The 26,327-nt window shown below is 73.6% G+C and carries 24 protein-coding genes; 17 read left to right on the top strand and 7 right to left on the bottom strand.

The features are described 5' to 3' along the window. The first annotated feature begins 130 nt into the window (after window positions 1-130). Together DEJ43_RS30100 and DEJ43_RS30105 are read left to right on the top strand one after the other, a co-directional pair. A complete protein-coding gene (locus tag DEJ43_RS30100; RefSeq protein WP_015037184.1) occupies window positions 131-1,615 on the top strand; it encodes a multicopper oxidase family protein in 1,485 nt (494 codons plus the stop codon). Then, a complete protein-coding gene (locus DEJ43_RS30105) occupies window positions 1,612-2,274 on the top strand; it encodes a DsbA family oxidoreductase (protein ID WP_015037185.1) in 663 nt (220 codons plus the stop codon). Before DEJ43_RS30100 ends, DEJ43_RS30105 begins: the two co-directional genes overlap by 4 nt. A 280-nt stretch (window positions 2,275-2,554) precedes the next feature. Here DEJ43_RS30105 and DEJ43_RS30110 read toward each other — a convergent pair whose 3' ends face one another. Then, window positions 2,555-2,737, bottom strand: a complete 183-nt coding sequence (locus DEJ43_RS30110; RefSeq protein ID WP_015037186.1) for a hypothetical protein — start codon at window positions 2,735-2,737, stop codon at window positions 2,555-2,557. A 97-nt stretch (window positions 2,738-2,834) separates the two neighbouring features. Then, window positions 2,835-3,353 carry a hypothetical protein gene (locus DEJ43_RS30115; RefSeq protein ID WP_015037187.1) on the bottom strand — a complete coding sequence of 173 codons (519 nt, stop codon included), beginning with the start codon at window positions 3,351-3,353 and terminating at the stop codon, window positions 2,835-2,837. Between the two features lie 330 nt (window positions 3,354-3,683). Between DEJ43_RS30115 and DEJ43_RS30120 the strand changes: the two genes are divergently transcribed. The 7 genes from DEJ43_RS30120 (at window position 3,684) to DEJ43_RS30150 (ending at window position 13,182) form a co-directional block, all read left to right on the top strand. Further along, window positions 3,684-5,234 carry a vanadium-dependent haloperoxidase gene (locus DEJ43_RS30120; protein ID WP_015037188.1) on the top strand — a complete coding sequence of 517 codons (1,551 nt, stop codon included), beginning with the start codon at window positions 3,684-3,686 and terminating at the stop codon, window positions 5,232-5,234. 194 nt (window positions 5,235-5,428) lie between these two features. After that, entirely contained in the window at window positions 5,429-5,968 is a 540-nt protein-coding gene (locus DEJ43_RS30125; protein ID WP_015037189.1) for an HPP family protein, read from the top strand. Between the two features lie 72 nt (window positions 5,969-6,040). Then, window positions 6,041-6,955, top strand: coding sequence for a sulfurtransferase (locus DEJ43_RS30130; protein WP_015037190.1), 915 nt, complete (start codon window positions 6,041-6,043; stop codon window positions 6,953-6,955). Further along, window positions 6,948-7,373, top strand: a complete 426-nt coding sequence (locus tag DEJ43_RS30135) for a cupin domain-containing protein (RefSeq protein ID WP_015037191.1) — start codon at window positions 6,948-6,950, stop codon at window positions 7,371-7,373. The genes DEJ43_RS30130 and DEJ43_RS30135 overlap by 8 nt, the downstream gene beginning before the upstream one ends. A gap of 357 nt (window positions 7,374-7,730) precedes the next feature. Further along, window positions 7,731-8,204 carry a cobalamin B12-binding domain-containing protein gene (locus DEJ43_RS30140; protein ID WP_015037192.1) on the top strand — a complete coding sequence of 158 codons (474 nt, stop codon included), beginning with the start codon at window positions 7,731-7,733 and terminating at the stop codon, window positions 8,202-8,204. After that, the gene (locus DEJ43_RS30145) at window positions 8,201-11,506 is read left to right on the top strand and encodes an FAD/NAD(P)-binding protein (protein WP_015037193.1); all 3,306 of its coding nucleotides are present in this window, start codon (window positions 8,201-8,203) and stop codon (window positions 11,504-11,506) included. Before DEJ43_RS30140 ends, DEJ43_RS30145 begins: the two co-directional genes overlap by 4 nt. Further along, window positions 11,503-13,182 carry an acetate--CoA ligase gene (locus DEJ43_RS30150; RefSeq protein WP_015037194.1) on the top strand — a complete coding sequence of 560 codons (1,680 nt, stop codon included), beginning with the start codon at window positions 11,503-11,505 and terminating at the stop codon, window positions 13,180-13,182. The genes DEJ43_RS30145 and DEJ43_RS30150 overlap by 4 nt, the downstream gene beginning before the upstream one ends. A 145-nt stretch (window positions 13,183-13,327) precedes the next feature. On the opposite strand, the gene DEJ43_RS30155 is transcribed toward DEJ43_RS30150, so the two are convergent. After that, window positions 13,328-13,906 carry a TetR/AcrR family transcriptional regulator gene (locus DEJ43_RS30155; RefSeq protein ID WP_015037195.1) on the bottom strand — a complete coding sequence of 193 codons (579 nt, stop codon included), beginning with the start codon at window positions 13,904-13,906 and terminating at the stop codon, window positions 13,328-13,330. A 145-nt stretch (window positions 13,907-14,051) separates the two neighbouring features. On the opposite strand from DEJ43_RS30155, the gene DEJ43_RS30160 reads away from it, so the two are divergent. Together DEJ43_RS30160 and DEJ43_RS30165 are read left to right on the top strand one after the other, a co-directional pair. After that, window positions 14,052-14,600, top strand: coding sequence for a carboxymuconolactone decarboxylase family protein (locus DEJ43_RS30160; RefSeq protein WP_041664364.1), 549 nt, complete (start codon window positions 14,052-14,054; stop codon window positions 14,598-14,600). Between the two features lie 156 nt (window positions 14,601-14,756). Next, the gene (locus DEJ43_RS30165; RefSeq protein WP_015037197.1) at window positions 14,757-15,779 is read left to right on the top strand and encodes a LysR family transcriptional regulator; all 1,023 of its coding nucleotides are present in this window, start codon (window positions 14,757-14,759) and stop codon (window positions 15,777-15,779) included. A gap of 204 nt (window positions 15,780-15,983) precedes the next feature. Here DEJ43_RS30165 and DEJ43_RS30170 read toward each other — a convergent pair whose 3' ends face one another. Both DEJ43_RS30170 and DEJ43_RS30175 read right to left on the bottom strand, forming a co-directional pair. Further along, the gene (locus DEJ43_RS30170) at window positions 15,984-17,489 is read right to left on the bottom strand and encodes a right-handed parallel beta-helix repeat-containing protein (RefSeq protein WP_015037198.1); all 1,506 of its coding nucleotides are present in this window, start codon (window positions 17,487-17,489) and stop codon (window positions 15,984-15,986) included. 166 nt (window positions 17,490-17,655) lie between these two features. Next, a complete protein-coding gene (locus DEJ43_RS30175) occupies window positions 17,656-18,318 on the bottom strand; it encodes a maleylpyruvate isomerase family mycothiol-dependent enzyme (RefSeq protein ID WP_015037199.1) in 663 nt (220 codons plus the stop codon). Between the two features lie 71 nt (window positions 18,319-18,389). On the opposite strand from DEJ43_RS30175, the gene DEJ43_RS30180 reads away from it, so the two are divergent. From DEJ43_RS30180 to DEJ43_RS30200, 5 genes are all read left to right on the top strand, one after another. Beyond that, complete coding sequence (locus DEJ43_RS30180) at window positions 18,390-19,352, top strand: LysR family transcriptional regulator (protein ID WP_015037200.1); 963 nt, start codon at window positions 18,390-18,392, stop codon at window positions 19,350-19,352. Window positions 19,353-19,364: 12 nt separating this feature from the next. Beyond that, complete coding sequence (locus DEJ43_RS30185) at window positions 19,365-19,961, top strand: TetR/AcrR family transcriptional regulator (protein ID WP_015037201.1); 597 nt, start codon at window positions 19,365-19,367, stop codon at window positions 19,959-19,961. 247 nt (window positions 19,962-20,208) lie between these two features. Next, window positions 20,209-20,391: a cold-shock protein gene (locus DEJ43_RS30190; RefSeq protein ID WP_106433905.1), complete on the top strand. Its 183-nt coding sequence runs from the start codon at window positions 20,209-20,211 to the stop codon at window positions 20,389-20,391. A 67-nt stretch (window positions 20,392-20,458) separates the two neighbouring features. After that, a complete protein-coding gene (locus tag DEJ43_RS30195) occupies window positions 20,459-20,818 on the top strand; it encodes an ArsR/SmtB family transcription factor (RefSeq protein WP_015037203.1) in 360 nt (119 codons plus the stop codon). 123 nt (window positions 20,819-20,941) lie between these two features. Next, window positions 20,942-22,324 carry an MFS transporter gene (locus tag DEJ43_RS30200; RefSeq protein WP_071892513.1) on the top strand — a complete coding sequence of 461 codons (1,383 nt, stop codon included), beginning with the start codon at window positions 20,942-20,944 and terminating at the stop codon, window positions 22,322-22,324. Here DEJ43_RS30200 and DEJ43_RS30205 read toward each other — a convergent pair. After that, window positions 22,273-22,998 carry a TetR/AcrR family transcriptional regulator C-terminal domain-containing protein gene (locus DEJ43_RS30205; RefSeq protein WP_015037205.1) on the bottom strand — a complete coding sequence of 242 codons (726 nt, stop codon included), beginning with the start codon at window positions 22,996-22,998 and terminating at the stop codon, window positions 22,273-22,275. The genes DEJ43_RS30200 and DEJ43_RS30205 overlap by 52 nt on opposite strands. Before the next feature lie 186 nt (window positions 22,999-23,184). Here DEJ43_RS30205 and DEJ43_RS30210 point away from each other — a divergent pair, with 186 nt between their 5' ends. Beyond that, window positions 23,185-24,690 carry an MFS transporter gene (locus tag DEJ43_RS30210; protein ID WP_015037206.1) on the top strand — a complete coding sequence of 502 codons (1,506 nt, stop codon included), beginning with the start codon at window positions 23,185-23,187 and terminating at the stop codon, window positions 24,688-24,690. A 132-nt stretch (window positions 24,691-24,822) separates the two neighbouring features. Here the strand turns inward: DEJ43_RS30210 and DEJ43_RS30215 are convergent, their stop codons facing one another. Continuing rightward, window positions 24,823-26,103 (bottom strand): radical SAM protein, encoded by a 1,281-nt coding sequence (locus DEJ43_RS30215; protein WP_041664366.1) that lies wholly within the window; start codon window positions 26,101-26,103, stop codon window positions 24,823-24,825. Window positions 26,104-26,327 lie beyond the last annotated feature (224 nt).

The following is a 26,327-nucleotide window of genomic DNA, read 5'->3' on the forward strand; positions in this document are numbered from 1 at the left end:
GCCGCGTCGTCACACGGAGGAAGGCCTCCCCGCCGCACCGCGGCCGGGAGGCCTTCGCCTCCTCCCACGGGGCCTCCCGCACCAGGAACCGCCGGGACGCCCCGTACCGAGACCACAGGAGAACCACCGCATGACCACGTCCCGACGGGAGCTGCTCAAGCTGATGACGGCCGCGGGGGCCGCCCTCACCGCGAGCGGACTCCTCATCAGCCGGACCTCGCTCAGCGACACCCGGGCCGGCGGCCCGGCGGGCGCCTCGCCGTTCGCCGCCCAGCCGGTGGCCGCCCAGGCCCTCGCCCCGATCGTCACGCCCTTCCGCACCGCCATGCCCATCCCGCCGGTGGCCCGCCCGGTCTCCGTCACCTCGACCACCGACACGTACAGCATCCCGGTCACCCAGACCACGGCGGAGATCATCCCCGGGGTCCGCACCCCCGTCCTCACCTACGGCGGCAGCTTCCCCGGCCCCACCATCAAGGCGCGCTCCGGTCGGCGCGTGGTCGTCAAGCAGCCCAACCGGATCACCACCGGCACCTCCATGCACCTGCACGGAGCGGTCGTCGACCCCGCCAACGACGGCGGCCCCATGGACCTGATCACGCCCGGCGGGCAGCGCACGTACACCTACCCCAACCCGCAGGTGGCGGCCACCCTCTGGTACCACGACCACGCCCACCACATGGAGGCCGAGCACGTCTACCGCGGCATGTCGGGCTTCTACCTGATATCCGACGACAACGAGGACGCGCTGCCCCTGCCGCGCGGCACCTACGACGTGCCGATCGTCGTTCGCGACATCGGGCTCAACCCCGACGGCACCCTCTTCTTCGACCACAACTTCGACACCCGGCCGCAGATCCTGGTCAACGGCAAGCCGCAGCCCTACTTCCAGGTCGCCGCCCGCAAGTACCGGCTGCGCATCCTCAACGGCTCCAACCAGCGGCCCTTCGAGTTCCGGCTCTCCGACGGCGGCGAGTTCACCCAGATCGCCTCCGACCGCGGCCTGCTCCCCGCCCCGTACACGACGACGACCCTGCCGCTCTCGCCGGCCGAACGGGCCGACATCGTCGTCGACTTCTCGCGCTACCCCGTGGGCAGCAGCGTCGTCCTGGAGAACGCCTACTTCCCGGAGCCCTCCAACAAGGAGATCCTCCGCTTCGACGTCGTCCGCTCCGCCTACGACCCCAGCTCGGTCCCGGCCCGGCTCGCCACCCTGCCGCCGACCGCCGCGCCGACCCAGACGCGCAACTACACGCTCGACTTCGACGTGCAGACCGGCGCGGGCTCGATCAGCGGCAAGACCTGGGACGAGCAGCGCGTCGACACCACGGTGCGCCAGGGGGACACCGAGGTCTGGGAGATCAAGAACACCCACCCCTTCATCCCGCACAACTTCCACATCCACCTGGTGGACTTCCGGATCCTCGACATCGACGGCAAGCCGCCGACGCCCGGCGACGCCGGACTCAAGGACACCGTCCGGATCGGGCCGGGGGAGACGGCCCGCATCCTCGTCCACTTCGACTTCCCGTACTCGGGCCGCTACTACTACCACTGCCACCTGATCGACCACTCGTCGATGGGCATGATGGCCAACCTGGAGATCACCCGATGAGCGCACGGACCGACGGACCCACGGTGACGGTCGAGGTGCACGCGGACTACGCGTGCGCCTGGAGCAGGCTCGGCGTCCACCGCTTCCACCAGGCCGTCGCCCGGCTCGGCGACGCCGCCGGGCGGATCGAACTGGTCCACCGCGCCTACCGGCTCGCGCCCGACTTCCCCGACGAGCCCCGGCTGTCGGTCGAGGCGCTGGCCGAGATGTTCGGCGGCCGGGCCCAGGTCGACGCGATGTTCGCCGAGATGACGGCGATGGGCGCCGCCGAGGGGGTCGCGTACCGCTTCGATCGCGTCCTCGAGGTCAACACCCTGGCCGCCCACCGGCTCGTCTGGCTGGCCCGCCAGGAATCGCCCGCCGTTGCGGCCGGGCTGGCCGTCGCGCTCTTCGACGCGCACTTCCACGACGGGGTGAACATCGCCGACCACGAGGAGCTCGTCACCCTCGCCGAGAAGGCGGGCCTGCCCGCCGACCGCGTGCGGACGTTCCTCGCCTCGGCGGAGGGCACCGCGGAGGTACTGGCCGAGGACGCCGAGGCCCGCGCGAAGGGCGTCACCGCGGTCCCGACCTTCGTCCTCCCGTCCGGCGAGCCCCTCCGCGGCGTGACCTCGACGGACGAGATCCACACGGCCCTGGTACGCGCCCTCGCCGACTGACGGGGAGGGGGCGCGGGGCCGCGCGAACGAGCGGTCACCGGGGGCGGGCGGCCGGGCGGGCCGATTGACCACCGGGGGCGGGCGGCCGCTCGGCCGACTGACCACCGGCCCCGGGTGGCCGCTCGGACGGCGGTCAGCCGGGGAGGGACGGCCGCTCGGGCGAGCGGTCACCGGGGCGGGCGGCCGGGCGGGCCGCCCGCCCCTGGTGCTCTCGCGGCCCGGGCGGCGGCCGGGCCAGCCGCTGGTCCGGGCCGGCGGAGGTGCCGTGGAAGCCGGGCCGTCAGGTCGGATCCTCGTCGTTCTCGCGGGGTGGGTACTCGCCGCGTTGTTCCTCGCGGCCCAGGCCCGGGGACTGGTCCTTCGCGGTGGTGCCGTGCTCGTCCTTCAGGGACGCTCGCCTGCGGCGTTGTCTCGTCTCCTCCGCCTGGCGGCGCGCCTCCGTGCCGTCGCCGCGGCGGCTCATGAGGCCCGCTCCCGGTGGTGTGCCACGTCCCGTATCAGCGAAGTGTTCATACGGGACGACTCCCCGCGTCCGCGGCTCCGAAACGGCCCGGGCGGGGTCACACCGCCGGCAGCCCCTGGTCCCGGGGGTGGGTCGTCACCACGACCACGCCCGCGAGCAGGACCACGTTCTTGACGACGAACTCGCCCACCAGCGTGAGCAGCAGCGGGTTGGAGTGGGCGAAGGCCGCCGACGGGGTGAGGACGAGCACCGAGAAGGTGCCGCAGAGGTGGCCGGTGAGCACCGGCAGGGCCAGCGCGCGGGCGCGCCCCGAGACCAGCCAGAGGCCGAGGGCCACCTCCGTCCAGCCGAGCGCGGGCACGAACCAGCCGCCCACCGGGAACGGCAGGACGTCGACGACGAGGGCGGCCGCCGGGCTGAGCCCGATGACCTTGAGCACCCCGAACCACACGAACACCCCGCCGAGGCCCGCCCTGAGCATGACCAGGCCGTGCCGGTGCAGCCGGGGCGCGAGCCGGTCGAAGCGGCCGAGGGGGGCCTGCGGGGCGGAGAGCGGGGCGGCGGGGGCCGCCGTGGCGGTGGGGGTCGCGGGTATCACCTGGGATGAAACGGTCATGCGCGGGCATCTCCATCACGAGTCGTCGCAGGGGCCGGGCGGGGCCGGGCGGGCGGGATCGAGGCCGGGTGGGACGGAGCCGGGCGGCGGACCGTTCGGATCGCGCCGAATCCCGGCAGGAGGGTCGGACGCCGTGGGGCCACGCTAACCACGCTCCGAGGACCCCCGCGACGCCCATCGCTTCCTTGCATGCCCGCGATGGAAGAAGTCGATCGGCCGTTGCCGGACGCGATCAATTCTCGCCAGCCTGAGCACTGTTCGAGTTTGTGTTTGGTCCACGGGCCCGAACCGCGTCCATCCGCTCCCGGCACCATGCGAAGGAATCCACGGATGTCCCACCGACCCGCCGCCCCCGCCACCTCCACGACCGCCGCGGCCCGCACACCGCTCACCCGGCGCCGGGTGCTCACCACCTCGGCCGCCGCGGCCGGGGCGTTCGCGCTGCCCGGCACGGCGGCCTGGGCCGTCCCCACCAGCTTCGAGGCCGAGACGCGCACCGGTCGCCGCCGCCCGGGCGCCGTCACCGACCCCAGCGTCGTCATCCGCTGGAACCAGGCCGCGATGGACGCGATCCTCGGCCGCTACCAGGCCGCCGGCAACCGCTTCGGGCCCGCCACGGTGAACGCCCGCGCCCTCGCGATCGTCCACAACGCCATCTACGACGCCTGGGCCTGTTACGACCGCTGTGCCGTCGGCACCCGCTTCGGCGGCGCCCTGCGCCGCCCCCGCGCCGAGCGCACCCTCGACAACAAGAACGAGGCCATCAGCTACGCGGCCCACCTCGCCCTGCTCGACCTGTTCCCCGAGTACAAGGTCGCCATCGACAACATGCTGCGCAGCCTCGGCCACGACCCGGAGCTGACGAACCCGCGCCGCAACAGCCCCGCCTGGATCGGCCGCCGTACCGCGCAGGCCGTCCTCGACTACCGGCACGCCGACGGCGCCAACCAGCTCGGCACCCCCGCCTACACCGACACCACCGGCTACCAGCCGCGCAATGCCCCGCAGATCGCCGGGGCCTTCGACCCGTCCACGGTCACGGAGCCGGCGCACTGGACCCCGCTGATCGTCGGCGGCAAGACGCAGCGCTACCTCACCCCGCAGTTCGCGGTGATGCAGCCCTTCGCGCTGAGCCGCCCCGACCAGTTCACGGTCGCGGCCCCGCCCGCGTACCCCTCGGTGCGGATGACCGCCGCCATCGAGGAACTCCTCGACATCAGCGCGAATCTGACGGACGAGCAGAAGGCGATCGCCGAGTTCTGGCTCAACGACGACGTCACCCCGCCCGGCGCCCAGCAGATGTGGGGCCGGTACGTCTCCGCCCGCGACGGGCACGGCGTCGACGAGGACGCCCAGATATTCTTCGGCCTCAACATGGCCGAGTGCGACGCCGCCATCGGCTCCTGGGCGGTCAAGCGCGACTACGACTTCGCCCGGCCCTCCACCCTCATCCCGTACGACCAGCGCGGCCGGCAGATCCGCTCCTGGGGCGGCCCCGGCCAGGGCACCGTCACCATGGACGGCGTCGACTGGCAGGCGTACGTGGCCGTTCCGCCGTTCCCGGCCACCGTCTCCGGGCACAGCACCTTCTCCGGCGCCGCCGCCGAGTTCCTGCGCCGCTTCACCGGCTCGGACTCCTTCGGCGACTCGTACCGCTTCAAGGCCGGCGCCTCCACCGTCGAGCCCGGCCTCACCCCGCGCACCGACGTCGTGCTGACCTGGCCGACCTTCAGCGAGGCCGCGCACCAGGCCGGCATCTCCCGGGTGTACGGCGGCATGCACTGGAGCTTCGACAACGAGCCCGGCATCGAGATGGGCCACCGCATCGGCAAGGTCGTCCACCGGCAGGCCATGCGCTACTTCGGCGGCACCCACCGCTGACCCGGGCAGGCCCGTCCCGCGGCGGACACCGCGCCCCGCGGGGCGCGCCGCCCGCCCGGCCCCACCCGCCCGCCGCGCGCGCCGCACCCCTTCCGTCGTCCGTCCGGCGCGCGGCGGGCCCGCCGCCCGCCCTGCCCGTCCCGCCCGGCCGTCCCGCCCGCCCGTCCCGCCCGTCGCGCCAAGGAGAGAACACCGTGAGCAACCAGACCCAGACCCCCGCGGGCACGGCGACCCCGCCCGCCCGCAGCCGCTGGGCGGGCGGCGCACCGCCCTTCCCCGGCGGCCGGCCCGCCGCCCTCGGCACCCTCGCCACCGTCGTGTCGCTGGTCGTCCTGGTCGCCCTCGGCGAGGCCACCGGCCATCTGCTGATGATCGCCCCGCTCGCCGCCACCGCCATGATCATCTGCAGCACCCCGGTGCTGCCCCCGGCCCAGCCCCGGGGCGTGATGCTCGGCCAGGTCGGCTCCGGCGTCCTCGGACTCGCCGCCGTCGCCCTCTTCGGCCACTCCCTCTGGGTCGCCGCCGTCGCCGCCGGACTCAGCGTCGGCCTCATGCTGCTCCTCCGGGCCGTCCACGCGCCCGCCGCCGCCACCGCCGTTCTCGCCGTCCTCCAGGACCCCGACCCGCTGCGCTTCCTCGTCCTGCTCGCGGTCGGCAGCGCCCTGCTCGTCCTGGTGGGCGTGATCGCCTCCCGGCTCGGCGTGATCGGCAAGTACCCGACGTACTGGTGGTGACCCCCGCACCCCGGTGGTGAACCCCCGACCGTCCGCCCGTACCTCCGCGTACCGACCCTCAACGGAGCTCTCGTGAACCGAGACAGACTGCTCGTCAGCTGCGAGCAGATCATGGAACAGCTGCGGAACCCCGCGGCCGGGGACGCGCACACGGTCCTCGTCGAGATCACCGACGGCGGCAGCCGACTGGGCCGGATCCCCGGCTCCGTACGCCTCGACTGGACCGGCGACCTCCAGGACCCGGTGCGCCGCGACGTCATCGGGCCCGCCGCCTTCGCCGAACTCCTCGGCCGGCACGGCATATCGCCCGACCACACCGTCGTCTTCCTCAGCGGCAACAACAACTGGTGGGCCGCCGCCGGATACTGGCAGTTCGCCCTCTACGGCCACCGGAACCTGCGCGTCCTCGACGGCGGCCGGCTCCGCTGGGAGGCGCTCGGCGCGCCCCTCACCCACGAGGTCCCCGAGCGCGAGCCCGTCGACTACCCCGTACCGGCCGCCGTCGACGAGACGATCCGCGCCCGCCGCGAGGACATGCTCGACCACATCGGCCGCCACCAGCTCCTCGACGTCCGCTCCCTGGAGGAGTACCTCGGGCAGAGCAACACCCCGCCCGGCGTCCCCGAGGACCTCGGCGTGCGCTGCGGCCACGCCCTCTCCGCCGAGCACATCCCCTGGCACACCGCCGTCCGCCCCGACGGCACCTTCCGCGACGACGTCGAACTCGCCGCCGCCTACGCCGGCGTGCGCACCGACGCCCCGACCGTCGTCTACTGCCGCGTCGGCTGGCGCTCCGCGCACAGCTGGTTCGTCCTCAGCGAGCTGCTCGGCCTGCCCGACATCCGCAACTACGACGGCGCCTGGCGCGAGTTCGGCTCGCTCATCGGCGCCCCCATCGTCAACGGACCCCAGCCCTGGGGCCCCGACGGCATCCCGTCCATCGTCGCCCAGCGCGACGCCGACTCGGAGGTCCGCGCCCATGCCTGACGTGACCGTCTTCCGCAACGTGCTCCGCAACGGCTTCGACCAGACCGACCTGCCCTGGGTGCCCTGGGCCGAACCCGGCCGCGTCGGCGTCGAGTACGTGGTGCTCTGGGGACCCGACCCGGCCGAGGACGAGGACTCCGCCTCCCTGCTGCTGCGCTTCCCGCCCGGCGCGCACGGAGACTTCCACGAGCACCTCGGCCACGAGCTGATGCTCGTCCTCGACGGCACCCTCGACCACAGCGACGGGCGCCGGTTCCACCGCGGCGACCTCGTCGTCGAGGAACCGGGCACCCGGCACCAGATGTCCAGCGCCGAGGGCTGCACCGTCCTCGCCGTCCGCGCCCGCCCCGCCGCCCCCCGCACCCCGGAGGACGGCGAGATCACCACCGGCGTCGGCGCGGGAGCCACCTCCGCCTGAGCCGCCCGCACCGCCCCGAGGCCGCCGCGCCCGTCAGGGCCCGGTGGCCTCGCCCACGCCCGCGCGCCCGTCTCCCCGGTCGGCCCGCGACCGGGCGCGACCGGGCCGTGGCCGGGCACCCGCACGCGCACCCGCCCGCGTCCCACGCACCGCACCGCACCGCGCACACCGCACTTCAGGGCGCGCACGGCACGTCGCCCCGCGCATCCGCGTGCCCTACGCACCTTGCACCACGTGCCACGCACCACCCATCAGGCACCACGCGCCACTCACCACGCACCGCACCCGTCCGGGCGCGCCCGCCCCACGTCGCCGCGCCCGCGACCAGCCGCACCTTCACCCTTCCGGAGAGACGCCATGACCCCGTCCGCACGGCCCCAGCCCCTGCGCAGTCCCGAGCCCTCCCGCCGGGTCCTGCTCACCACCGGTTCCTCCGACGCCCACACCTGGAACCTCGTCCACCTCCAGCTCTTCCTGGAGGAGCACGGCCACTCCGTGCTCAACCTCGGCCCCTGCGTCCCCGAGCAGCTGCTCGTCGACACCGCCCGGATGACCAGCCCCGACCTGGTCGTCCTCTCCTCCGTCAACGGCCACGGCCACCAGGACGGGCTGCGCGCGGCCCGCGCCCTGCGCGCCGACCGCAAGACCCGCACCGTCCCGATGGTCATCGGCGGGCTCCTCGGCATCTCCCCGGAGGGCGCCGAGACCCGTACCGCCGAACTCCTCGACGCCGGATACGACGAGGTGTACGCGGACGGGACCCCGCCCACCGCCCTGCTGCGCCGGCTGGCCGGCCTCGGTGGCGCGTGTACCGGGCGGGCCGCGGCTTGACGACCTCCGCCTCGCCCCCGCTCGCCCCCGGCGATCTCGGCGCCTTCGTCCAGGAGTCGGCCGAGGCCGGCGAACTGGTCGTCCAGCCCCGGATGGGGATGGTCGGGCCCGAGGAGATGGCCGGCGGAGTCGCCGCCGTCGCCGCACTGCCCGAACGGACCGTCGCCACCCTCACCATCGACAGCTACACCCGCGTCGGCGATCACGCCGCCGCCACCGCGGCCCTCCGCGCCGGCCAGCCCCTCAACGGGTTCCCGCTGGTCAGCCACGGCCCCCGGACCACCGCGCGGGTCGCCGCCGCGGCCGGTCGCACCACCCCCGTCCAGGTCCGGCACGGCTCCGCCGACCCGATGGCCATCTTCCGCACCATGGCGGCCGCCGGACTCTCCGCCTCCGAGGGCGGCCCCGTCTCGTACTGCCTGCCCTACGGGCGGACCCCGCTCGCCGAATCCGTCGCCGCCTGGCGCGACTCCGTCCAGTTCCTCACCGAGGAGAGCCGCGCGCACGGCAGGCGGGCCCACCTCGAATCCTTCGGCGGCTGCCTCCTCGGCCAGCTCTGCCCGCCCTCGATGCTCGTCGCCGTCTCCGTCCTCGAGTGCCTGTTCTTCGTCGCCAACGGCGCGACCAGCGTCTCCCTCAGCTACGCCCAGCAGACCCACCCCGCCCAGGACACCGGGGCACTCACCGCGCTGCGGCTGCTCGCCGACGAGTTCCTGCCGCCCCCGGTGGACCGCCACATCGTGCTCTACACGTACATGGGCGTCTACCCGAGGACCGTGCCGGGCGCCCGGCTGCTGCTGCGCCGCAGCGCCGAACTCGCCGTCCGGGGCGGGGCCCAGCGGCTGATCGTGAAGACCGAGACCGAGGCGCACCGCATCCCGACCGTCGCGGAGAACCTGACCGCCCTGCGGATCGCCGCCGACGCGGCCCGCACGGCGCCCCGGCGCGGCACCCACCCGGGCGCCAGGGCCGCCGCGGAGGCCGACACCGAGGAGACGCTCGCCGAGGCGCGCGCACTGGTCACCGCCGTCCTCGCGCTCTCCGACGACCTCGGTGTCGCCCTCCTCAAGGCCTTCGACCGGGGCCTGCTCGACGTGCCGTTCTGCCTGCATCCGGACAACCGGGGCGCCGTCCGGTCCACCGTCGCACCGGACGGGCGCCTGCAGTGGACGGACCTCGGCGCGCTGCCGTTGCTCACCACCAGCAGGAGGACCATTCCGATGACCTCGCGCCAGCTCTCCGGCATGCTCGGCCGGGTCGCCCGGGAGCACGACCAGGCGGCGGCCGGCAACCCACCGCCGGACCCGGCGCCGCGGGACTCCCCGGCGCCGCCGCCCGCCGAGCCGCTGCGGGTCGCCTTCGTCGGCATGGGCCCGCGCGGCCTGTCCGTACTGGAGCGGCTCGCGGCCCGCTGCGCCGAGAAGCCGCCCGCGCGGCCCGTCGAGGCGTTCGCGGTGGATCCGTACGAGGCGGGGGCCGGGCGGATCTGGCGGACGGACCAGTCGCCCTGGTTCCTGATGAACACCCCGGCCCGGGAGGTCACCATGTTCTCCGGGCCTGCCGACGACGGGCCGCACCGGCCCGGCGCCGGACCCAGCCTCGGCGAGTGGTGGGCGCAGGACGACCCGGCGGGCGCCGAGCCCGACGGCTACGCGCCGCGTGCCGTCTACGGCCGCTACCTGACCTACGTCATGCGGTGCGTCGAGGAGACACTGCCTCCTTCCCTCACCGTCCACCGGGTGTCCGCCCGGGTGATCTGCGCCGACCGCCCGCGCGTCGAGGGCGACCGGGACGGCGTCCCGCACCGGCTGCGGCTGGACCGCGGCGACGTCCTGACCGTCGACCGGGTGGTCCTCGCCACCGGTCACCCCGTCAACGAACTCGACGAGGGCCAGCGGGACTGGACGCGGTTCGCGGCCGAACACGGCACCCCCGCCCGCCCCCTGCGCTACATCGCGGGCGGCTCGGCCGGCGAGATGCCGCTCGCCTCGATCCCGGCCGGCGCGCGGGTGGGCATCCTCGGCATGGGGCTCACCTTCTACGACATCGTGACCGAGCTCACCCTGGGCCGTGGCGGCACCTTCACCGAGGGATGCGAGGGCCTGCTCTACCTGCCCAGCGGCAAGGAGCCCCGCATCCTGGCGGGTTCACGCGCCGGAGTGCCGCTGCTGACCCGCGGTGTCAACCAGAAGAGCCCCGAACACCGCTACCGCGCACGGCTGTTCACCCCCGAGCGGATGGCCGCGCTCCGCGCGGAGTCGGCGCCGCTCGACTTCGAGTCCGCGGTGCTGCCCTGGCTCCTCGCCGAGGTCAACCTCGTCCTCCTCGCCACCCGCATCCGGCAGGTCCACGGCCCCGAGGCGGCCGAGGAGTTCACCGAGCGCGCCGTGCGGGCCCTCGCCGACCGGCCGGACTGCAAGGTCCTGGAGCGGCTGGCCGCCGGCCACCGGGTCGACGCCCGGCCGCTCACCGGACTCGACGCGCTCGCCCGCCCCTTCGGCGGCCGCCGCTTCGGCTCCCCGGCCGAGTTCCACAAGGTGCTCACCGAATGGCTGCGCGGCGACCTTTTCGAGGCCCGGCAGGGCAACGCCGACGGCCCGCTGAAGGCGGCCGCCGACGTGCTGCGGGACGTCCGGCAGACGATCCGCACGGTCGTCGACTTCGGCGGTCTCACCCCGGCCTCGCACCGCTGGTTCCTCGCCGAGTTCGGCCCGGTCGCGGCCATGGTCTCCACCGGGCCGCCGCCCCTGCGCTCGGAGCAGTTCCTCGCGCTGCTGGCGGCCGGGGTGCTCGAACCGGTGGGCCCCGGCGCCCGGTTCAGTGCCGACCCCGTCGAGGGGCGGTTCGCGGTGGAGTCGACACAGGTGGAGAACTCCTGGACGCCGCTGGACGTCGTCGTGGACGCCCGGGTGCCGGGCACCGACCTGGCGGCCGACCGCGACCCGCTGATCCGCTGTCTGATGACGGACGGGGAGATCCGCACCTTCACCAACGCGGGCGACGGAACGGAGGAGTTCGCCACCGGCGGGCTCGACTGCACCGACTCCCCGTTCCACCCGGTGCGGGCGGACGGCTCGGTGGACACCAGCACCCATGTGCTCGGCATCCCCAGCGAGTTCACCCGCTGGTTCACCCAGGTCGGCAGCGGACGCCCCGGCCCCTGGGGTTCCTTCACCCGGGACGCGGACGCCATCGCGGCGGCGCTGACCGGCGCGGCGGGAGCCGGGGGAGGGGGCGGCGGGGTAGTGGGCGTCGCGGGAGCGGCGGCCGGGACCGACGGGCCGCCCGGTGGTGCCCGATGACCCGGGACCGTACGGCCCACGAGGAGTACCGGGCCGCCCGGGACCTGCTGCTGCGGCTGCGCGGCGACCGCGAGGCGGCCTACGCCGCCTTCCGGTGGCCGCGCGCCGCGCACTTCAACTGGGCCCTCGACTGGTTCGACGCCATCGCCGAGGGCAATGACCGGCCGGCCCTCGAACTCCTCGGCCACCCGGGACCGGACGGCTCCGTACCGGTCGTCGACCGGGTCTCCTTCGCCGAACTCGCTGCCCGCTCGGACGCGTTGGTCGTCGCCCTGCGCGAGCTGGGGGTGGTGCGGGGTGACCGCGTCCTGATCCTGCTCGGCACCCGGGCCGAGCTGTGGGAGACCCTGCTCGGCTGTATCAAGCTCGGCGCGGTGGTCGTCCCCGGCTACCAGGACCTGACCCGCGCCGAAGCGGCCGACCGGATCGACAGGGGAGCGATCCGGCACGTGGTCAGCGCCCCCGAACTCGTCGAGCTGCTCGACGGGTTGACCGTGCCGGGCCTCCGGATGGCGGTGGAACCGGACCGGCCCGGCTGGGTCCCGTACCCCGACACCCGGCGCCCCGGGCGGCCCCGTTTCGTGCCGGACGGGCCCACCCGCGCCGCCGACCCGTCCTTCTGCTACTTCACCTCCGGGACGACCTCCCTGCCCAAGCTCGTCGAACACAGCCACGCCGGGTACGGCGTCGGACACCTCTCCAGCCTGTACTGGAGCGGACTGCGCCCCGGCGACCGGCACCTCAACCTCTCCGCGCCCGGCTGGGCCAAGCATTCCTGGTCCAGCTTCTTCGTCCCGTGGGCCGCCGAGGCGACGGTCCTCGCGCCCCCCGACGGCGGTCTCCCCGCCGCCGTACTGCCTGGCGCCCTCGCCGCGCACCGCGTCACCAGCTTCTGCGCGCCCCCCAGCGCCTGGCGCGCCCTCCTCCCGTACGTCACCGGGGGCGCCGCCGCTCCCCGGCTCCGGGAGGCGACGGCGGCGGGCGAGCCCCTGACCGCCGAGACGGTCGAGCGGATCGAGACCGCCTGGGGGGTACGGGTCCGCGACGGCTACGGTCAGACGGAGGCCACCGCCCTCATCGGCCGCGCCCCCGGCACCCCGGAGCCGCTCGCCCCGCTCGGCCACCCGCTGCCCGGGTACCGGATCGTGCTCCGCGACCCGGAGACGGGGGAGACCGGCGAGTCCGGCGAGGTCTGCGTGGACCTGACGGACCGTCCGCCCGGTCTGATGCGGGGGTACGCGGGTCTGCCCGAGCGCACCGCGGAGGCCTTCGCCTGCGGTCTGTACCGCACCGGGGACCGGGGGGAGCGGTGCGCGGACGGCTCGATCCGGCTGCTCGGCCGGATGGACGAGGTCTTCAAGTCGCACGGCCACCGGGTCTCCCCGATGGAGATCGAGGCCGTGCTGCGGACCCATCCGGAGGTGGCGGACGCGGCGGTCGTGCCGTGCCCCGACCCGGACGGCGGCCTCGCCCCGTACGCGGTCGTCGAGCTGCGCGGCCCGGCCCGGGACGCGCCGGGCCCGGACGCCCACGGCCGGATCGGCGCCGAGCTCCTGGCCCTCGCGGCGGAGCGCCTCGCGCCGGTCTTCGTGCCGCGCGGGGTCGAGGTGATCGCGAGCCTCCCACGCACCCGCTCGGGCAAACTCCGCCGAGCGGCCCTCACCCCAAGGCCCTGACGCGCGGGGTTCCGCCCCGGGCCCGGTCAAGCCCCCCCGGGGCGGGGCTCCACGCCGAGACCCTGACGGGGCGGAGCCCGCCGCCCCGCCCGGGGCCCTCGCCGGGTGGGGCTCCGCCCCCGCCCGGACTCCGCCCCGCCCGGAGTCAGACCCCGGCCTTTTCCCGTTCCGCCGTCCTCAGCAGGATCTCCGCGACGCCCCTGGCCCGGACCGCCGCCTCCGGCGTGCCCTCGCGGAGGGCCGTCACGATGGCCCCGTCGCCGAGCAGGGCGAGCTGCCGGGCCAGGGCCTCGTGGTCGCGGTAGCCGCCCTCGGTGAGGAGCCGGTCCAGGACCGCGATGACCTTCTCCTTGTGCTCGGCGGCCACATGGTGGGCCGGGCTGTCCGGGTCGGCCGTCTCGACCATCGTGTTGATGAAGGCGCAGCCCCGGAACGAGGCCGCCGCGAATCGTTCCGCCAAGCCGTCGAAGAGGGCCAGGGGCAGCTCTTCGGGGGAGCGCTCGCTGACCGTGATCCGGCCGTCGAGCCAGGCGCGCCACATGGCGTCGCGGCGCCGCAGGACTTCGACGACCACGTCGTCCTTGCTGGGGAAATGGCGGTAGAAGGAGGCGCGGCCCACTCCGGACTCGGACAGGATCCGCTCGATGCCGACGGCCCGGATCCCTTCTTCGTAGAACAGACGCTCCGCCGCGCTGAGGAGCCGTTCTTTCGCGTTCGTGGCCATACCAGACGGTACCACTCGGTTCCGTATCGGTGATCCCGATCGAAGGGAGCGGAGTGCCGTCCTCCCGTTGCGCCAGACGGAACCGATCGGTACCGTCCTGATGGTACCGATCAGTTCCATCTTGGTCCGGCTCAAGGAGAGCTCCATGCCCCGCCTGCCCCAACTGACCGTCGAGACCGCCAACGAGGAGCAGCGCGAGCTGCTCGAAGGCACCCTCAAGCAGCTCGGCAAGCTGCCCAACCTCTACGCCGCCCTCGCCAACGGCCCCGCCGCGCTCCGCGGTTACCTCGCCATGCGCGAGGCCCTGGTCGGCGGCAGCTTCAGCGCCCGGCAGCGTGAGCAGCTCGCGCTCTACATCGCGCAGCACAACGACTGCACCTACTGCGTCTCCGCGCACACCCTGCGCGGCGGCAAGGTCGGCCTGAGCGAGCAGGAACTGCTCGACACCCGCCACGGCACCGACTCCGGTGACCCGCACATGGACCAGGTGCTCCGCTTCGCCGGCGCCGTCATGGCCACCGGCGGCCGCGTCACCGACGAGGCCCTCACCGACGCCCGCGCCGCCGGCGTCACCGACGCCGAGATCGCGGAGATCGTCGGCCACGTCGCGCTCAACGTGCTCTCGAACTACTTCAATCACGTTGCGCAGCCGGACTTGGACTTTCCGTTGGTCCCGGCCCACCTCGCCGAGTAGAGTCTTCGCGCCGAGCAGGGGTGCCGGGCGCGACGGGGCGTCCGGCACCCCTGCGGCTTGTGCGACAGCCAGACCGACTGGGGCGATCGAAGCGGGTGGCCGACCAACCACCTGGTGCGAGGAACTGCCGCCTGCGCGCGGCAGGGGGGAATTCACGTGGACATCGACGCAAGAACCCTTCGGACCTTCCGCGAGGTGACCCTGACAGGGTCGTTCACCCAGGCGGCGCGACGCCTCGGGTACTCGCAGTCCAGCGTCACGGCACAGATGCGTGCCCTGGAGAGACAGGTGGGCGAGCCCGTCTTCGAGCGGCTCCCGAACGGCGTCCGGCTCACCCATGCCGGCACCGTCCTGCGGGACTACGCCCGTCAGATCCTCACCCTCGTCGGTGAGATGGAGACCGCCCTGCGCCGGCCCGCGGCCAACCCGCCCCGGCTGACGGTCGGGATCGTCCCCGCCCTCGCGTACGGACAGCAGCTCGCCCGCGTCACCCACATCGGGCGGCGGCTCCTCTCCGGCGTCCAGCTCGCCCTGCGCGTCATGGGAACCGCCGAGGTCCACGACGCCTTCCGGTCCGGCGCGATCGACGGCGCCCTCGTCCTCACCGTCGTCGACGCCGTGGACGCCGACGACGCGGTCGTCCAGTTAGCCGACCACCCGCACACCGAACGCTCCGACGACCTGACGGAAGTACGGCTCCAGGAAGTCGAGTTCGTGCCCGTCACCGGCGTCGGCCAGCGGCGCGGCGCCCTCGGCCGCCAGGTCGTCATCGCCGACCCCGACTGCCCCTCCCAGCGCTGGCTCCCCGAATTCCTCCGGCTGCGCTGCGACAGCCCGCCCGAGATCCACGAACTCGGCTCCATGGCGGGCGTGCGCGCCGCCACCCAGTCGGGCCTGGGCTGCGCCATGCTCCCGATGGCCCTGGCCGCCTCCCACCAGGAGGCCGGCGGGCTGCGCCCGCTGCCGGGCGTGCCCCGGATGCGCTGGAACGCCTCCCTCGTCCTCGGCCGCTCCGACACCCGGCCCGCGCTCGACTGGCAGAACCTCACGGAGACCCTCCGTCAGGCCACCGCCCTCTCCTGCGCGGTCCACCCCGGCGAGCCCGGCCCCGCGAGCCCGGTCGGCGTCCTCGGAGACGGCGCACCGGCCCTCGACCCCGACCCGAGCATCGCCTCCTGACCTGACCTGACCTGACCCGACCGGGCCTCAACGGGCCTGACCGGATCTCACCTGGCCCGACCGGGTCTCACCCGGCCCGACCAGGCCTGTCCCCCCGACCGGTGCCACGGCGCACCGCCGTCTCCCCCCGGCCCCACCCCCGACCGGGTCCTTCGGGAACGACGGCGCGCCGTGGCACCTCCCCCTGCCCGGCCGGAGCCGGGCCTAGAGCCCGGGGCCGTTGTACGCGCCGCGGTGCGGCTTGGCGGTCGCGGAGACGGGGTTGCCCCAGTAGTCGCGGCCTCCGTTCCCGCTGATCACGGAGCCGTTGGCCAGCCCCGGCGAGGTCGCGCGGAGCTTGTACCCGTCGGCCGAGTCGAGGGAGTCGCCGCCCGTGCCCGGGGCCACGAACCGCGGGTCGCCCGCGATGCCGTTGGCGGTCGGCCTCGGCACGCCCTGGAAGACGTTCCAGAGCCAGGAGATCCCGGCCGCCGTGGGCAGCCGGGAGTCGGCGGTGCCCACCCAGATGTTGTTCTCGACGACGCTCTCGTCGGGGAGGGTGATGCTGAACTTCTTGTCCGTGCAGTAGAGGACGTTGTTGTACATGTGCAGGGCGGACCGGCCCGCGCTGACGCTGCTCATCCGGCAGTCGTCCTCGGAGATGTTGAAGCGGATGACCTGCCGGGCGCCGCCGATGGTGCCACAGCCGTCGCAGTCGAGGAAGAAGCCGCCGATGTTGTCGCGGCTGAAGTTGTACTGGATCGTGCAGGTGCCGGTGTTGCCCCAGTCGCAGTCGAAGGCCTGGCTGTCGGCGACGGACATCCGGGTGATCCCGTACACCGCGTTCTTCTGGATGGTCGGATTGTGGTCGCCGAGCACCCAGATGCCGGCGAAGTTGCCGCCGGAGAAGGGGTAGACGCCGTTGCCGACACCGGAGGCGTTGTTGTACTGGATCATGGGCGCGTCGGCGTAACTGGCGATGATGCCGTCGCCGCCGACGTCCCTGACGACGTTGTGCTCGATCAGGACCCCCGAGCCCTTGACCGCCATGGCGCCGACCCGGATCTTCAGGCCGCCGCCGCCCGTGTTGCTGATCTCGTTGTGGTGGACGTGGACGTCGTGGAGCGTCGAGTCGGTGCCGCTCGCCCCCGTGACGATGCCGGCGGACTGGACGAAGTCCTCCGTGGTCGGGCTGTTCTTGCTCGTCTGGCCGGCGACCCGGTCGACGACCAGGGAGCCGATGTCGAAACCGCGGTGGGCCTTCCCGTCGGTCGCGGAGATCCGCAGTCCGGTACGGCGGGCGAGGGAGGCGGCGGGGTTGGTCAGCTTGAGGTCGCTGATCCGCCAGTGGTCCTGATTCGTCAGGGAGACGACGTCCGGGGCGCCGCCGCCGTCGAGGACGGGCAGCGCGCCGGTGCCGTACCGGGTGAGCGTGATCGGGGCGGTGGCGGTGCCGCTGCCCTTGGGCGCCAGGGCGCCGGTGCAGGTGGTGCCGGACGCGAAGGCGAGCGTGTCACCGGGCGCGTACGTCCGTCCGTTGGCCTGGGCGACGCTGTTCAGCGGCGAGGCCTGGCTGCCGTCCCCGGCGTCCGGGCGTGAGCAGTCCACGTACGTGGTGCTGCCGGCGGCCGAGGCGGGCGCGGTGCTGAGGGCCACGCTTCCGGCGAGGGCGAGCGCGACGGCGACGAGCCCGCCGACCGCGCGCCGCCCCGGGAATGCCTCCATGGTCATGACGCGACACCTTTCTCGAGGTCTGGTGCCGCCAGAAGCTAGGTGGGGCCGATGAGCGAGTCAATGAAGAAGTGTCGAATGATCGAATATCGATCAGGAAGCGGTTGATTGGTCGAAAGGATGGAGCACGGACAAGCCCGGGAGAGGAGGCGGGTGCGTGGGTGGTTCACGCTTCCTCGGCCGGCCGGGTGAAACGGTCGCTCGGTTCTCCTCGCAGCCTGCCCTCGGGAAGTCGGCGGCCGTAGGCCAGCAGCAGGAGGTCCTGGGCGGCACCGAACACGGGCGAGCCGGAGCCGTACGACCAGTCGAGGTCCTCGGCGCACAGCCGTACTCCGTCGAGGTCGGCGCCGAAGAACCTCAGGCCGCTGGGCCGGATCTCGTCGAGCAGGACGCGCAGCCGGCTCTCGGGGACGCGCCGGTCGAGGCCGAGGGCGACGGTGATGTCCAGACCGTGCACCACGTCGTGGCCGAGCGCGGCCGCGAGTCCACCGACCGGTGGCGTCCAGGGGTGGTGGGCGTTGTCCCGCAGGAAGGCGGCGAGCGCCGTGGTGGAGTGGGCGGCGGCATCCCTGCGCGCGACCCGATCGGTCATCCGGTGAAGGTTCCCGCGCGCCTTGACCAACTCGCCGAGCGTCGCGGGCAAGGAGAGCCGGAACCCCATCGACATGTGCGCCGCCACGTCACGGACGCGCCATCTCGCGCACAGGCTCTGCTCGTTCCACTGCTCGGGCCGCAAACTGTCGAGCACGTCGGCCAGTTCTCGGCGCTCCGCCGCGATCGCCGCCCTGAGCTCGACACTCTTCCCTCTGCTGGCTGTCGTGTTCCCCATGTGTTCAAGCCTGCGGCCGGCCGATCGATAACACCAGTAGATAGTTCTGCTGCCCTCTAGAATCACTGCTTATGGAGCTCCGTCAGCTGCGCTACTTCGTCTGCGTCGTCGAGGAGGGCGGCTTCACCCGAGCCGCCGCACGGCTGCACCTGGCCCAGCCCGGCCTCAGCGCCCAGATCCGCCAGCTGGAGAAGGAACTGGGGCAGCCCTTGCTCGACCGCTCCGGCCGGTCGGTGACGCCGACCGAGGTGGGCGAGGCGGTCCTGCCGTACGCCCGCGCCGCACTGGCCGCGGTGGAGTCGGTGCGGCAGACGGTCGACGCGTATACGGGGCTGCTGCGCGGCCGGGTCACGCTCGGCCTGGTCTCCGGCGCCACCGGCCACGCCTTCGGCATCGCCGCCTTGCTCGCGGACTTCCATGACGCCCACCCCTCGGTGGAGGTGGCACTCGTCGAGGACGCCACGGAGCGGATGCAGGCCGCGCTCCTGGCCGGCGAGCTCGACATCGCCGTCCTCGGGACGGCCGACGAACTCCCCCCACCGGGAGCGGCCTTCCAGACGGTGATCGACGTCCCGCTGGTCGCCGCCGTCGCGCCCGGAGGTCCGCGTCTCGACCGCGTCGACGGTACGAGCGTCCCGCTCGCCTCCCTGCGCGATCGCCCCCTGATCTGCCTGCCGCGCGGCACCGGGGTGCGCACGGCGCTCGAACGGGGCTGTGCGCAGGCGGGGTTCCGGCCCCGGGTTACCTTCGAGGCGGCCGCCCCCCACGTGCTCTCGCAGCTTGCCACGCGGGGCCTGGGCGTCGCCGTGCTGCCCGCCGGTGAGGAGGAGTTCCCCCTCGACGGACGGCTTCGCACCCTGCGGATCGTGCGGCCCGAGATGCGGGCCCGCATCGTGCTCGCCTGGCAGGCCGGCGGCCCTTCGAGCCCCGCGGCCCGGGTTCTCCTCGACCGCCTGCGTGACGCCGTCCCCGAGCCGTCCGACTCCTGGACCGCCGCTGTTCCCGGTCACCGGACCGACGGTGCCGGTGGATAGGGTTGAGGGACGATGACGCGTTTTCGTGAGACTGTTCGGTCCCTGCTGCGCGAGCAGGTGCTCGACGCCGCCTATCAGCTCGTCGCCGCCGACGGATGGGGCGGGCTGCGCATGACCTCCATCGCGCGGGCCGCCGGCATCAGCCGCCAGACCCTCTACAACGAGTTCGGCTCGAAAGAGGCCATCGGCAACGCCCTGGTCCAGCGCGAACTGGAGGGGTTCCTGCTCGGGATCCAGCGCGAACTCGACGCCCACCGCGGCGCGTTGGAGGCCGCGGCCGCGGCCGGGGTCGGCTACACGCTCCAGCAGGCCGTGGACAACCCGCTCGTCAAGAGCGTCCTGCTCGCGGCCCGCGGCGGCGAGGACGACCTCCTCGCCTATCTCACCACCCGCCCGGAGCCGGTCTTCGGCACGGCGATGGCGATGCTCGACGCATACGCGATCGAGGCCTGGCCGGATGTCGACGAGGAGTCCCGCGGCCTCGCCGTCGAGACGGTCGTCCGGCTCACCGTCAGCCACATCGTCCAGCCGGTGGCCTCGCCCGAGGAGTCCGCGCGGCGCATCGCCAGGATCACGGCGAGGGTCGCGTACCCCGGCGGCAGGGGCTGACGCGGGACAGGCAGAGGCCCGATGCCGGACACGGGGGATCTCCGGCATCGGACCTCTGTTGAAGATTGTACGAGACTTGTGGAGTGGTCTCCACCCCCGGCCCGGGCGGTCGGCGAGCGGCCGGAGGGCGGACGGGGTACAACCCCCCTGAGACGCGGACGCGGTCGAGCGGGCGCCCCACCCCGCCCGGCCCCGTCGCCCGGAGCCGACGAGGAGGGCCGCCGTGGACGGCAGGAGCAAAGGGTTCGTGCATTCCTTCAACCGCGCCGGCGGGTACGGTTTCGTCGTCCCCCTGGGATCCGAGGAACAGATCTGGTTCAGCGCCGAGGACATCGAGGGGGAGGACCGCGCACTCTCCGAGGGGCAGCAGGTCTCGTTCGTCCTGGTGCTGGGAGACGGCCGCTTCGAGGCCAAGGAGCTGCGCGCCTGAGGCGGGTCCCGGGCGGCGTGAGGGCGCCCCGAGGGGTTCGGCGCGCGGGTCTGCCTACGATGGGCGCATGTCTGAGCGCGTAGAGGCCGCGGCCGCGTCCCGTCCGCACGAACGGACGCCCGGAGCGCTCGAACTCTCGGCGGCGGCGGAGGTCTTCGGACTGCTCTCCGACCCCACCCGGCTGCATCTGGTGTGGCTGCTCACCCGGGGCGAGGCCGACGTGTCCGCCCTGACGGAGGCCTGCGGGGCCGCCCGCCCCGCCGTCAGCCAGCACCTGGCCAAACTCCGCCTCGCGGGGCTCGTCCAGTCCCGCAAGGACGGCCGCCGGGTGGTGTACGCGATGCCGGACGGTCATCTGAAGCGCCTGGTGGTCGAGGCGATCAGCCGCGCGGACCACCAGGTGAGCGGCGAGCCCTGGCACGACTGAGCGGCGGTCTCCGGCGCGACGGAGCGCCCTCGGAGAATCGACATGTGCGCACTCGTGCACATGTCGGCTACGGTGGTGAGGTACGCAGTCCCGAGCTCCGCCGTGGCCGACGGGGGCGTCCTCATGCTGTCCGTGCTGCGCAACCCCACCTACCGGCGCCTCTTCGGCGCGCAGGTCGTCGCCCTCACCGGCACCGGTCTGGCGACCGTCGCCCTGAGCCTCCTCGCGTACGACCTGGCCGGCGCGAACGCCGCCGCCGTGCTCGGCACCGCCCTCGCGATCAAGATGGCCACGTACGTGGTGCTCGCGCCGGTCGTCGCCGCCCTCGCCGACCGCGTACCCCGGCGGACGCTGCTCGTCTCCATGGACCTGGCACGGGCCGCGGTCGTCCTCGCGCTGCCGTTCGTCGACCGGATCTGGCAGGTGTACGTCCTGATCCTGCTGCTCCAGGCGGCCTCGGCGGCGTTCACCCCGGCCTTCCAAGCGACGGTGCCGCGGGTGCTGCCCGAGGAGCGCGACTACACCGAGGCCCTGTCGCTCGCCCGGCTCGCGTACGACCTGGAGAGCCTGGCGAGCCCGGTACTGGCCGCCGCCCTGCTGACCGTCGTCCCGTACGCCTGGCTCTTCACCGGTACGGCGGCGGGCTTCCTCATCTCGGCCCTCCTGGTCCACTCCACGCCCCTGCCACCGAACGACGAACCGAACGACGAACCGAACGACGAACCGGACGCCGAACCGAACGACGAACCGGACGCCGAACCGGCAAGGCGCCGCGCCCAGAGTGACGCGAACCGCGCCCCGGCCCCGCGGCCGTATTCCAGAGCTCTCGCCGGGATGCGGTTGCTGCTCGGTGCCCCGGCCCTGCGGGGGCTGCTCGCGCTCGACCTGGCCGTCGCCGCCGCCGGGGCCGTGGTCCTGGTCGGGACGGTGGTCCTGGTCCGGGACGTCCTCGGCCGCCCCGTCGGGGACGTGCCGCTCGCCCTCGGCGCGTACGGCGCCGGCTCGATGGCCGTGGCCCTGCTGCTGCCGCGCGTCCTTGAGCGGTGCGACGACCGTACGGTCATGTTGCGGGCCGCCCTCGTCCTGCCGGGCGCGACGGCGCTGCTCGCCGCAGGCCTGGCCGCGGGCCCGGGGGCCTGGGCCTGGCCCGGGCTGCTCCTGCTCTGGCTGGTCACCGGCGCCGCGGGCTCGGCGGTCCTCACCCCGGCCGGCCGGGTGGTGCGCCGCGCCGTGCGGACCGACGAACTGCCCGCCGCCTTCGCGGCCCGGTTCTCCCTCTCGCACGCATGCTGGCTGCTCACGTACCCGCTGGCCGGCCTGCTCGTCACCGCGGCCGGCCCCGCCGTCGCGGCGGCGGTCCTGGCCGCCGTGGCGCTCGCGGGGGCGGCGGGCGCGGCCCGGCTGTGGCCCGCGCCGCCCGGGGCCCGCGCCCCCGCCGTCACCCGGCCCGCCGCTCAGCGCGGCAACCGCATCTCCAGGCCGTCGAGGACGACGTCCAGGCCGTAGAAGAACTTGTCGTCCCGGATCGCGACCGGGTCGAACGCCGGCTGGGCCGCCACGTCGGCGTAGGCCTCGGCGAGGTGCTCGTGGTCGGCCGCCGCCTGCCGCGCGGCGGGCATCATGCCGGTGATGAACTCGGCCTCGCTCATCCCGGAGCGCGTGACCGTGATGAGCCAGGCCGCCTCCGTCGTGCTCATCCCGATCACGTACGCCAGCACGGTGTCGATCGCCCGGCTCGGCTCGGGGAAGCCGGCGGCGGTGAACAGGCTCGCGAGCCGCTCGGAGTACGCCATGAGGTTGGGGCCCAGGTAGGCGAGGCCGGCCTGGCCGAGGACGGCGGAGACCCAGGGGTGGGCGAGCGCGGTCGAGCGGAAGGAGACGGCGGCCTCGGTCGCGGCGGCGCGCCAGTCGCCGCCCGGCGGCGGGACGGTGAACTCGGCCGCGACCTCGTCGACGGCGAGCTCCATCAGCTCGTCCTTGGTGGCGACATGGCGATAGAGGGAGGTCGCGCCCGCGTTCAGGCGGGCGCCGAGCTTGCGCATGCTCAGCGCCTCGATGCCGTCGGCGTCGAGCATGGCGATCGCCTCGCGGACGATCGAGGCCCTGCTGAGCGCGGGCTGGTCGGGCGTGGACTGCTGTCGGGCCCACACGGACGGGACGGGATTCGCCTTGGCGGCCATGGCCTTGGTCCTCCTTCTCTGCGTACGTCCTCGGTCTGCGTACGTCCTCGGGTCTGCCTACGCCCTCGGTCTGCGTACGGCGTTCGCATCCAGCGTACAGCGAACAAGGGTTGCGAACACTGTGCGCGTCTGCGTACAGTGTTCGCATCAAAGGAACGAGCGAGAACGAAAGCAGGGGGAAGTCCCATGGAAACCGGAGCCCGCAACCCACGCCGCTGGTGGATCCTGGTCGTGCTGTGCCTCAGCACCCTGGTCCTGGTGGTCGACAGCATGGCGCTGACCGTCGCGGTCCCGTCGATGACCGCGGACATCGGAGCCAGTGCCCAGGACATCCAGTGGATCCTGGACTCCTACATCCTGGTCTTCGCGGGACTCCTGCTCACCTCGGGAAGCCTCGGTGACCGCTTCGGCCGCCGGAAGATCATGGTCATCGGCCTGCTGCTCTTCGGCGCCGCCTCACTGGCCGCGACGGTCTGCACCAACCCCGGCGAGGTCATCGCCGCCCGGGTCACCATGGGCATCGGCGGCGCGCTGATCATGCCCTCGACGCTCTCCATCCTCATCACCGTCTTCGACGAGGACGAGCGCCCCCGGGCGATGGCGGCCTGGGGCTCGGTCTCGATGCTCGGTCTGGTCGGCAGCCCGGTCCTCGGCGGCTTCCTGATCGACCACTTCTCCTGGCAGTCGATCTTCTTCATCAACGTCCCGGTCGTCGTCCTCGCCGTCCTCGCCGCCCTGACCCTGATGCCCGAGTCCAAGGGCCCGTGGCAGAAGCCCGACCCGCTCGGCGCGATCCTCTCCGTCGTCGGCATGACCGCGCTGATCTGGTGGATCATCGAGATCCCGCAGCACGGCGCCTTCGACGGCCGCGGCCTCGTCACCCTGGCCGTCGCGGTCGTCGCCCTCGCCGGATTCGTGATCTGGGAGAACGTCACCCCCGAGCCGATGGTGCCGCTGGTCCTCTTCAAGCACCGCAACTTCAGCGGCGGTTCGCTCTCGCTGACCCTGGTGCAGATCGGCAACGGCGGCCTGCTCCTGGTCCTCACCCAGTACCTGCAGTTCGTCCTCGGCTACTCGCCGGTCAAGGCGGGCCTCGCCTTCGTCCCGCTCGCCGTCGCCGCCCTCATCGGCAACGGCGCCGGCGCCGGCCTCGCCGCCAAGATCGGCCACCGCCTCCTGATCCTGGCCGGCATGCTGGTCATGGCGGGCTCCTTCGCCCTGCTGACCACGGTCGACGCCCACTCCGGCTTCACCGTCCCGGCCGTCGCCCTCGGCCTGCTCGGCCTCGGGGCCGGCCTGGCGATGCCCGCCGCCGTCGGCGCCCTGATGAGCACCATCCCCGCGGAGAAGGCGGGCGTCGGCTCCGCCCTGAACGACACCATCCAGCAGGCCGGCACGGCCCTCGGCATCGCGATCCTCGGCTCGCTGCTCACCAGCACCTTCCGCTCCGCGATGCCGGCCGACGCCCCCGAGCAGGCCAAGCAGTCGATCGGCGGGGCGCTGGCCACCGCCCAGGGCGACGCCGGTCTGATCGAGGCCGCCAAGGAGGCCTTCACCTCCTCGATGGCCACCACGTTCACCATCAGCGCGGCCGGTGTCCTCGCCGCCGCCGTCCTCGCCACCCTGGTGATGCGGGACAGCAAGCCGGAGCCGGCGGCCGAGGCGGAGGAGGAGCCCGCACTCGCCGCCTGACGCCCGACCGGGCCCGCACCGGGCCCGCAGGGACCTGGACGGACCCGCACGGACCCGCACCAGACCCGCCTTCGCGAGAGAGCCGGTACCCCTCAGGGGCACCGGCTCTCCCGCGTCACGCGTCGTCCCCCGTCACTCGCCCGGCGCAGGCGGCAGCGCGTCCATGAACGAGCTCACCGAGAAGACCGCGCGGCCGGGACCCGCGGGGCCGTAGCCGGGCGGCGCCGTCAGGCCGTACTCCTCCAGCGTCGCCGTGTACGCCTCAAGGAGCCGCAGGTGGTACTCCAGGGGCGCCCCGTCCGGGTTCTCGCGGCCCAGCGGGGTCGTCGGCTCCGGGCACCAGGTGGTGAAGCGGGGCGTGATCCCGCGCGACATGAAGAAGCGCAGGCCCTCCCGGGTCGAGGCGATGGCCTCGTCCACGGTCAGGAAGCCGGAGGGGCGGGCCATCTCGACGCCCGCGACGAAGTTCGGGATGACGTTGCGCGGCCCGAAGACCTCGGCGGAGTCCAGGATGCGCCGGTGCCACTCGTCCCGGCCGATGTAGCGCTCCTTGCCGGGGCAGTACAGCTCGAACAGCCGCCGGTCCCACACCTCGTAGTTCGGGTGGTAGATCCGGATGCCGTAGTCGTGGAACCGCCGCACGTCCTCCTTCGGCAGCGCCTGCGCGACGACCTTGCCGATCCAGCGGCCGGGGAAACGCTCCTCGATCGCGCGCGCGTACTGCCCGTAGAAGTCCGCCTCGTCCTTCCCGCCGACCTGGGAGGTGACCGCCCCGCCGGTGAGGGTGTACGCGGTCGAGGTGCGGGCGGTGTCGTGGCGGTCGATGATCTCCAGCGCCTCCAGGACCTCGTCGACCGGCTTCACACCGGTGTACGGGCGGCCCGCCGCCTTGTGCTGGCGCCAGTTGTGGTTGATGTCGCAGTACTGGCACTCCTCCTTGGCGCCGAAGTACTGGCAGACGCGGAAGACCGTGAGGTAGATCAGGTAGCCCCACTGGATGGTGGGCGCGACCTCCATGACCGACTTGCCGTTCGTCAGCGGGTGCCGGTAGTACTCCGGCATCGGCGGCAGACCGACGTCCGCGATCTTCACCCCGTCGAGGAACAGCGCGAGCGCCCCGTCGTCGTCGGGCGCGACCCGGTACGGGGACGAGGGGTTGACCCGGACCGAGACCACCGTGCGGCGCAGCCCGTACGGCCCGCCCGTGAGCACGATCTCCTCCGGCGGGCGGTTCAGCGCCGCCTCCCCGAGCTCCGGCAGCGTCCGGTGGTCGAAGGAGAAGATGAAGTACGACTTCGGCTTCACCTCGCCGCCCTCGTTCCCGGACAGCGCGGACGGGTCGAAGGCGAGCCCGCCGCGCAGCAGGTCCTCCTTGAACACGGCCTCCGGGGGGATTCCCGGGAAGCGCTCCATGAGGGATTCGACGACCGCGGTACGGGTCGGGGCGGCGCTGGACACAGGCGGATCTCCAGTGGTGAGAGAAAGACGGAGCCGACACGGCCACGCTACGCGCGCGTACCCCCGCCCCGACGGCCGGGGCACGCCCCCCGCCCCCGCACGGTCGAGGTGCTCCGGGAGGCCGGTCTGGTTACGCTGCGCAAGGACGGGACGAAGCGGTTCCACCGGCCGGACCGGGA

It is taken from the genome of Streptomyces venezuelae ATCC 10712, from assembly GCF_008639165.1.
GTDB lineage: Bacteria > Actinomycetota > Actinomycetes > Streptomycetales > Streptomycetaceae > Streptomyces > Streptomyces venezuelae.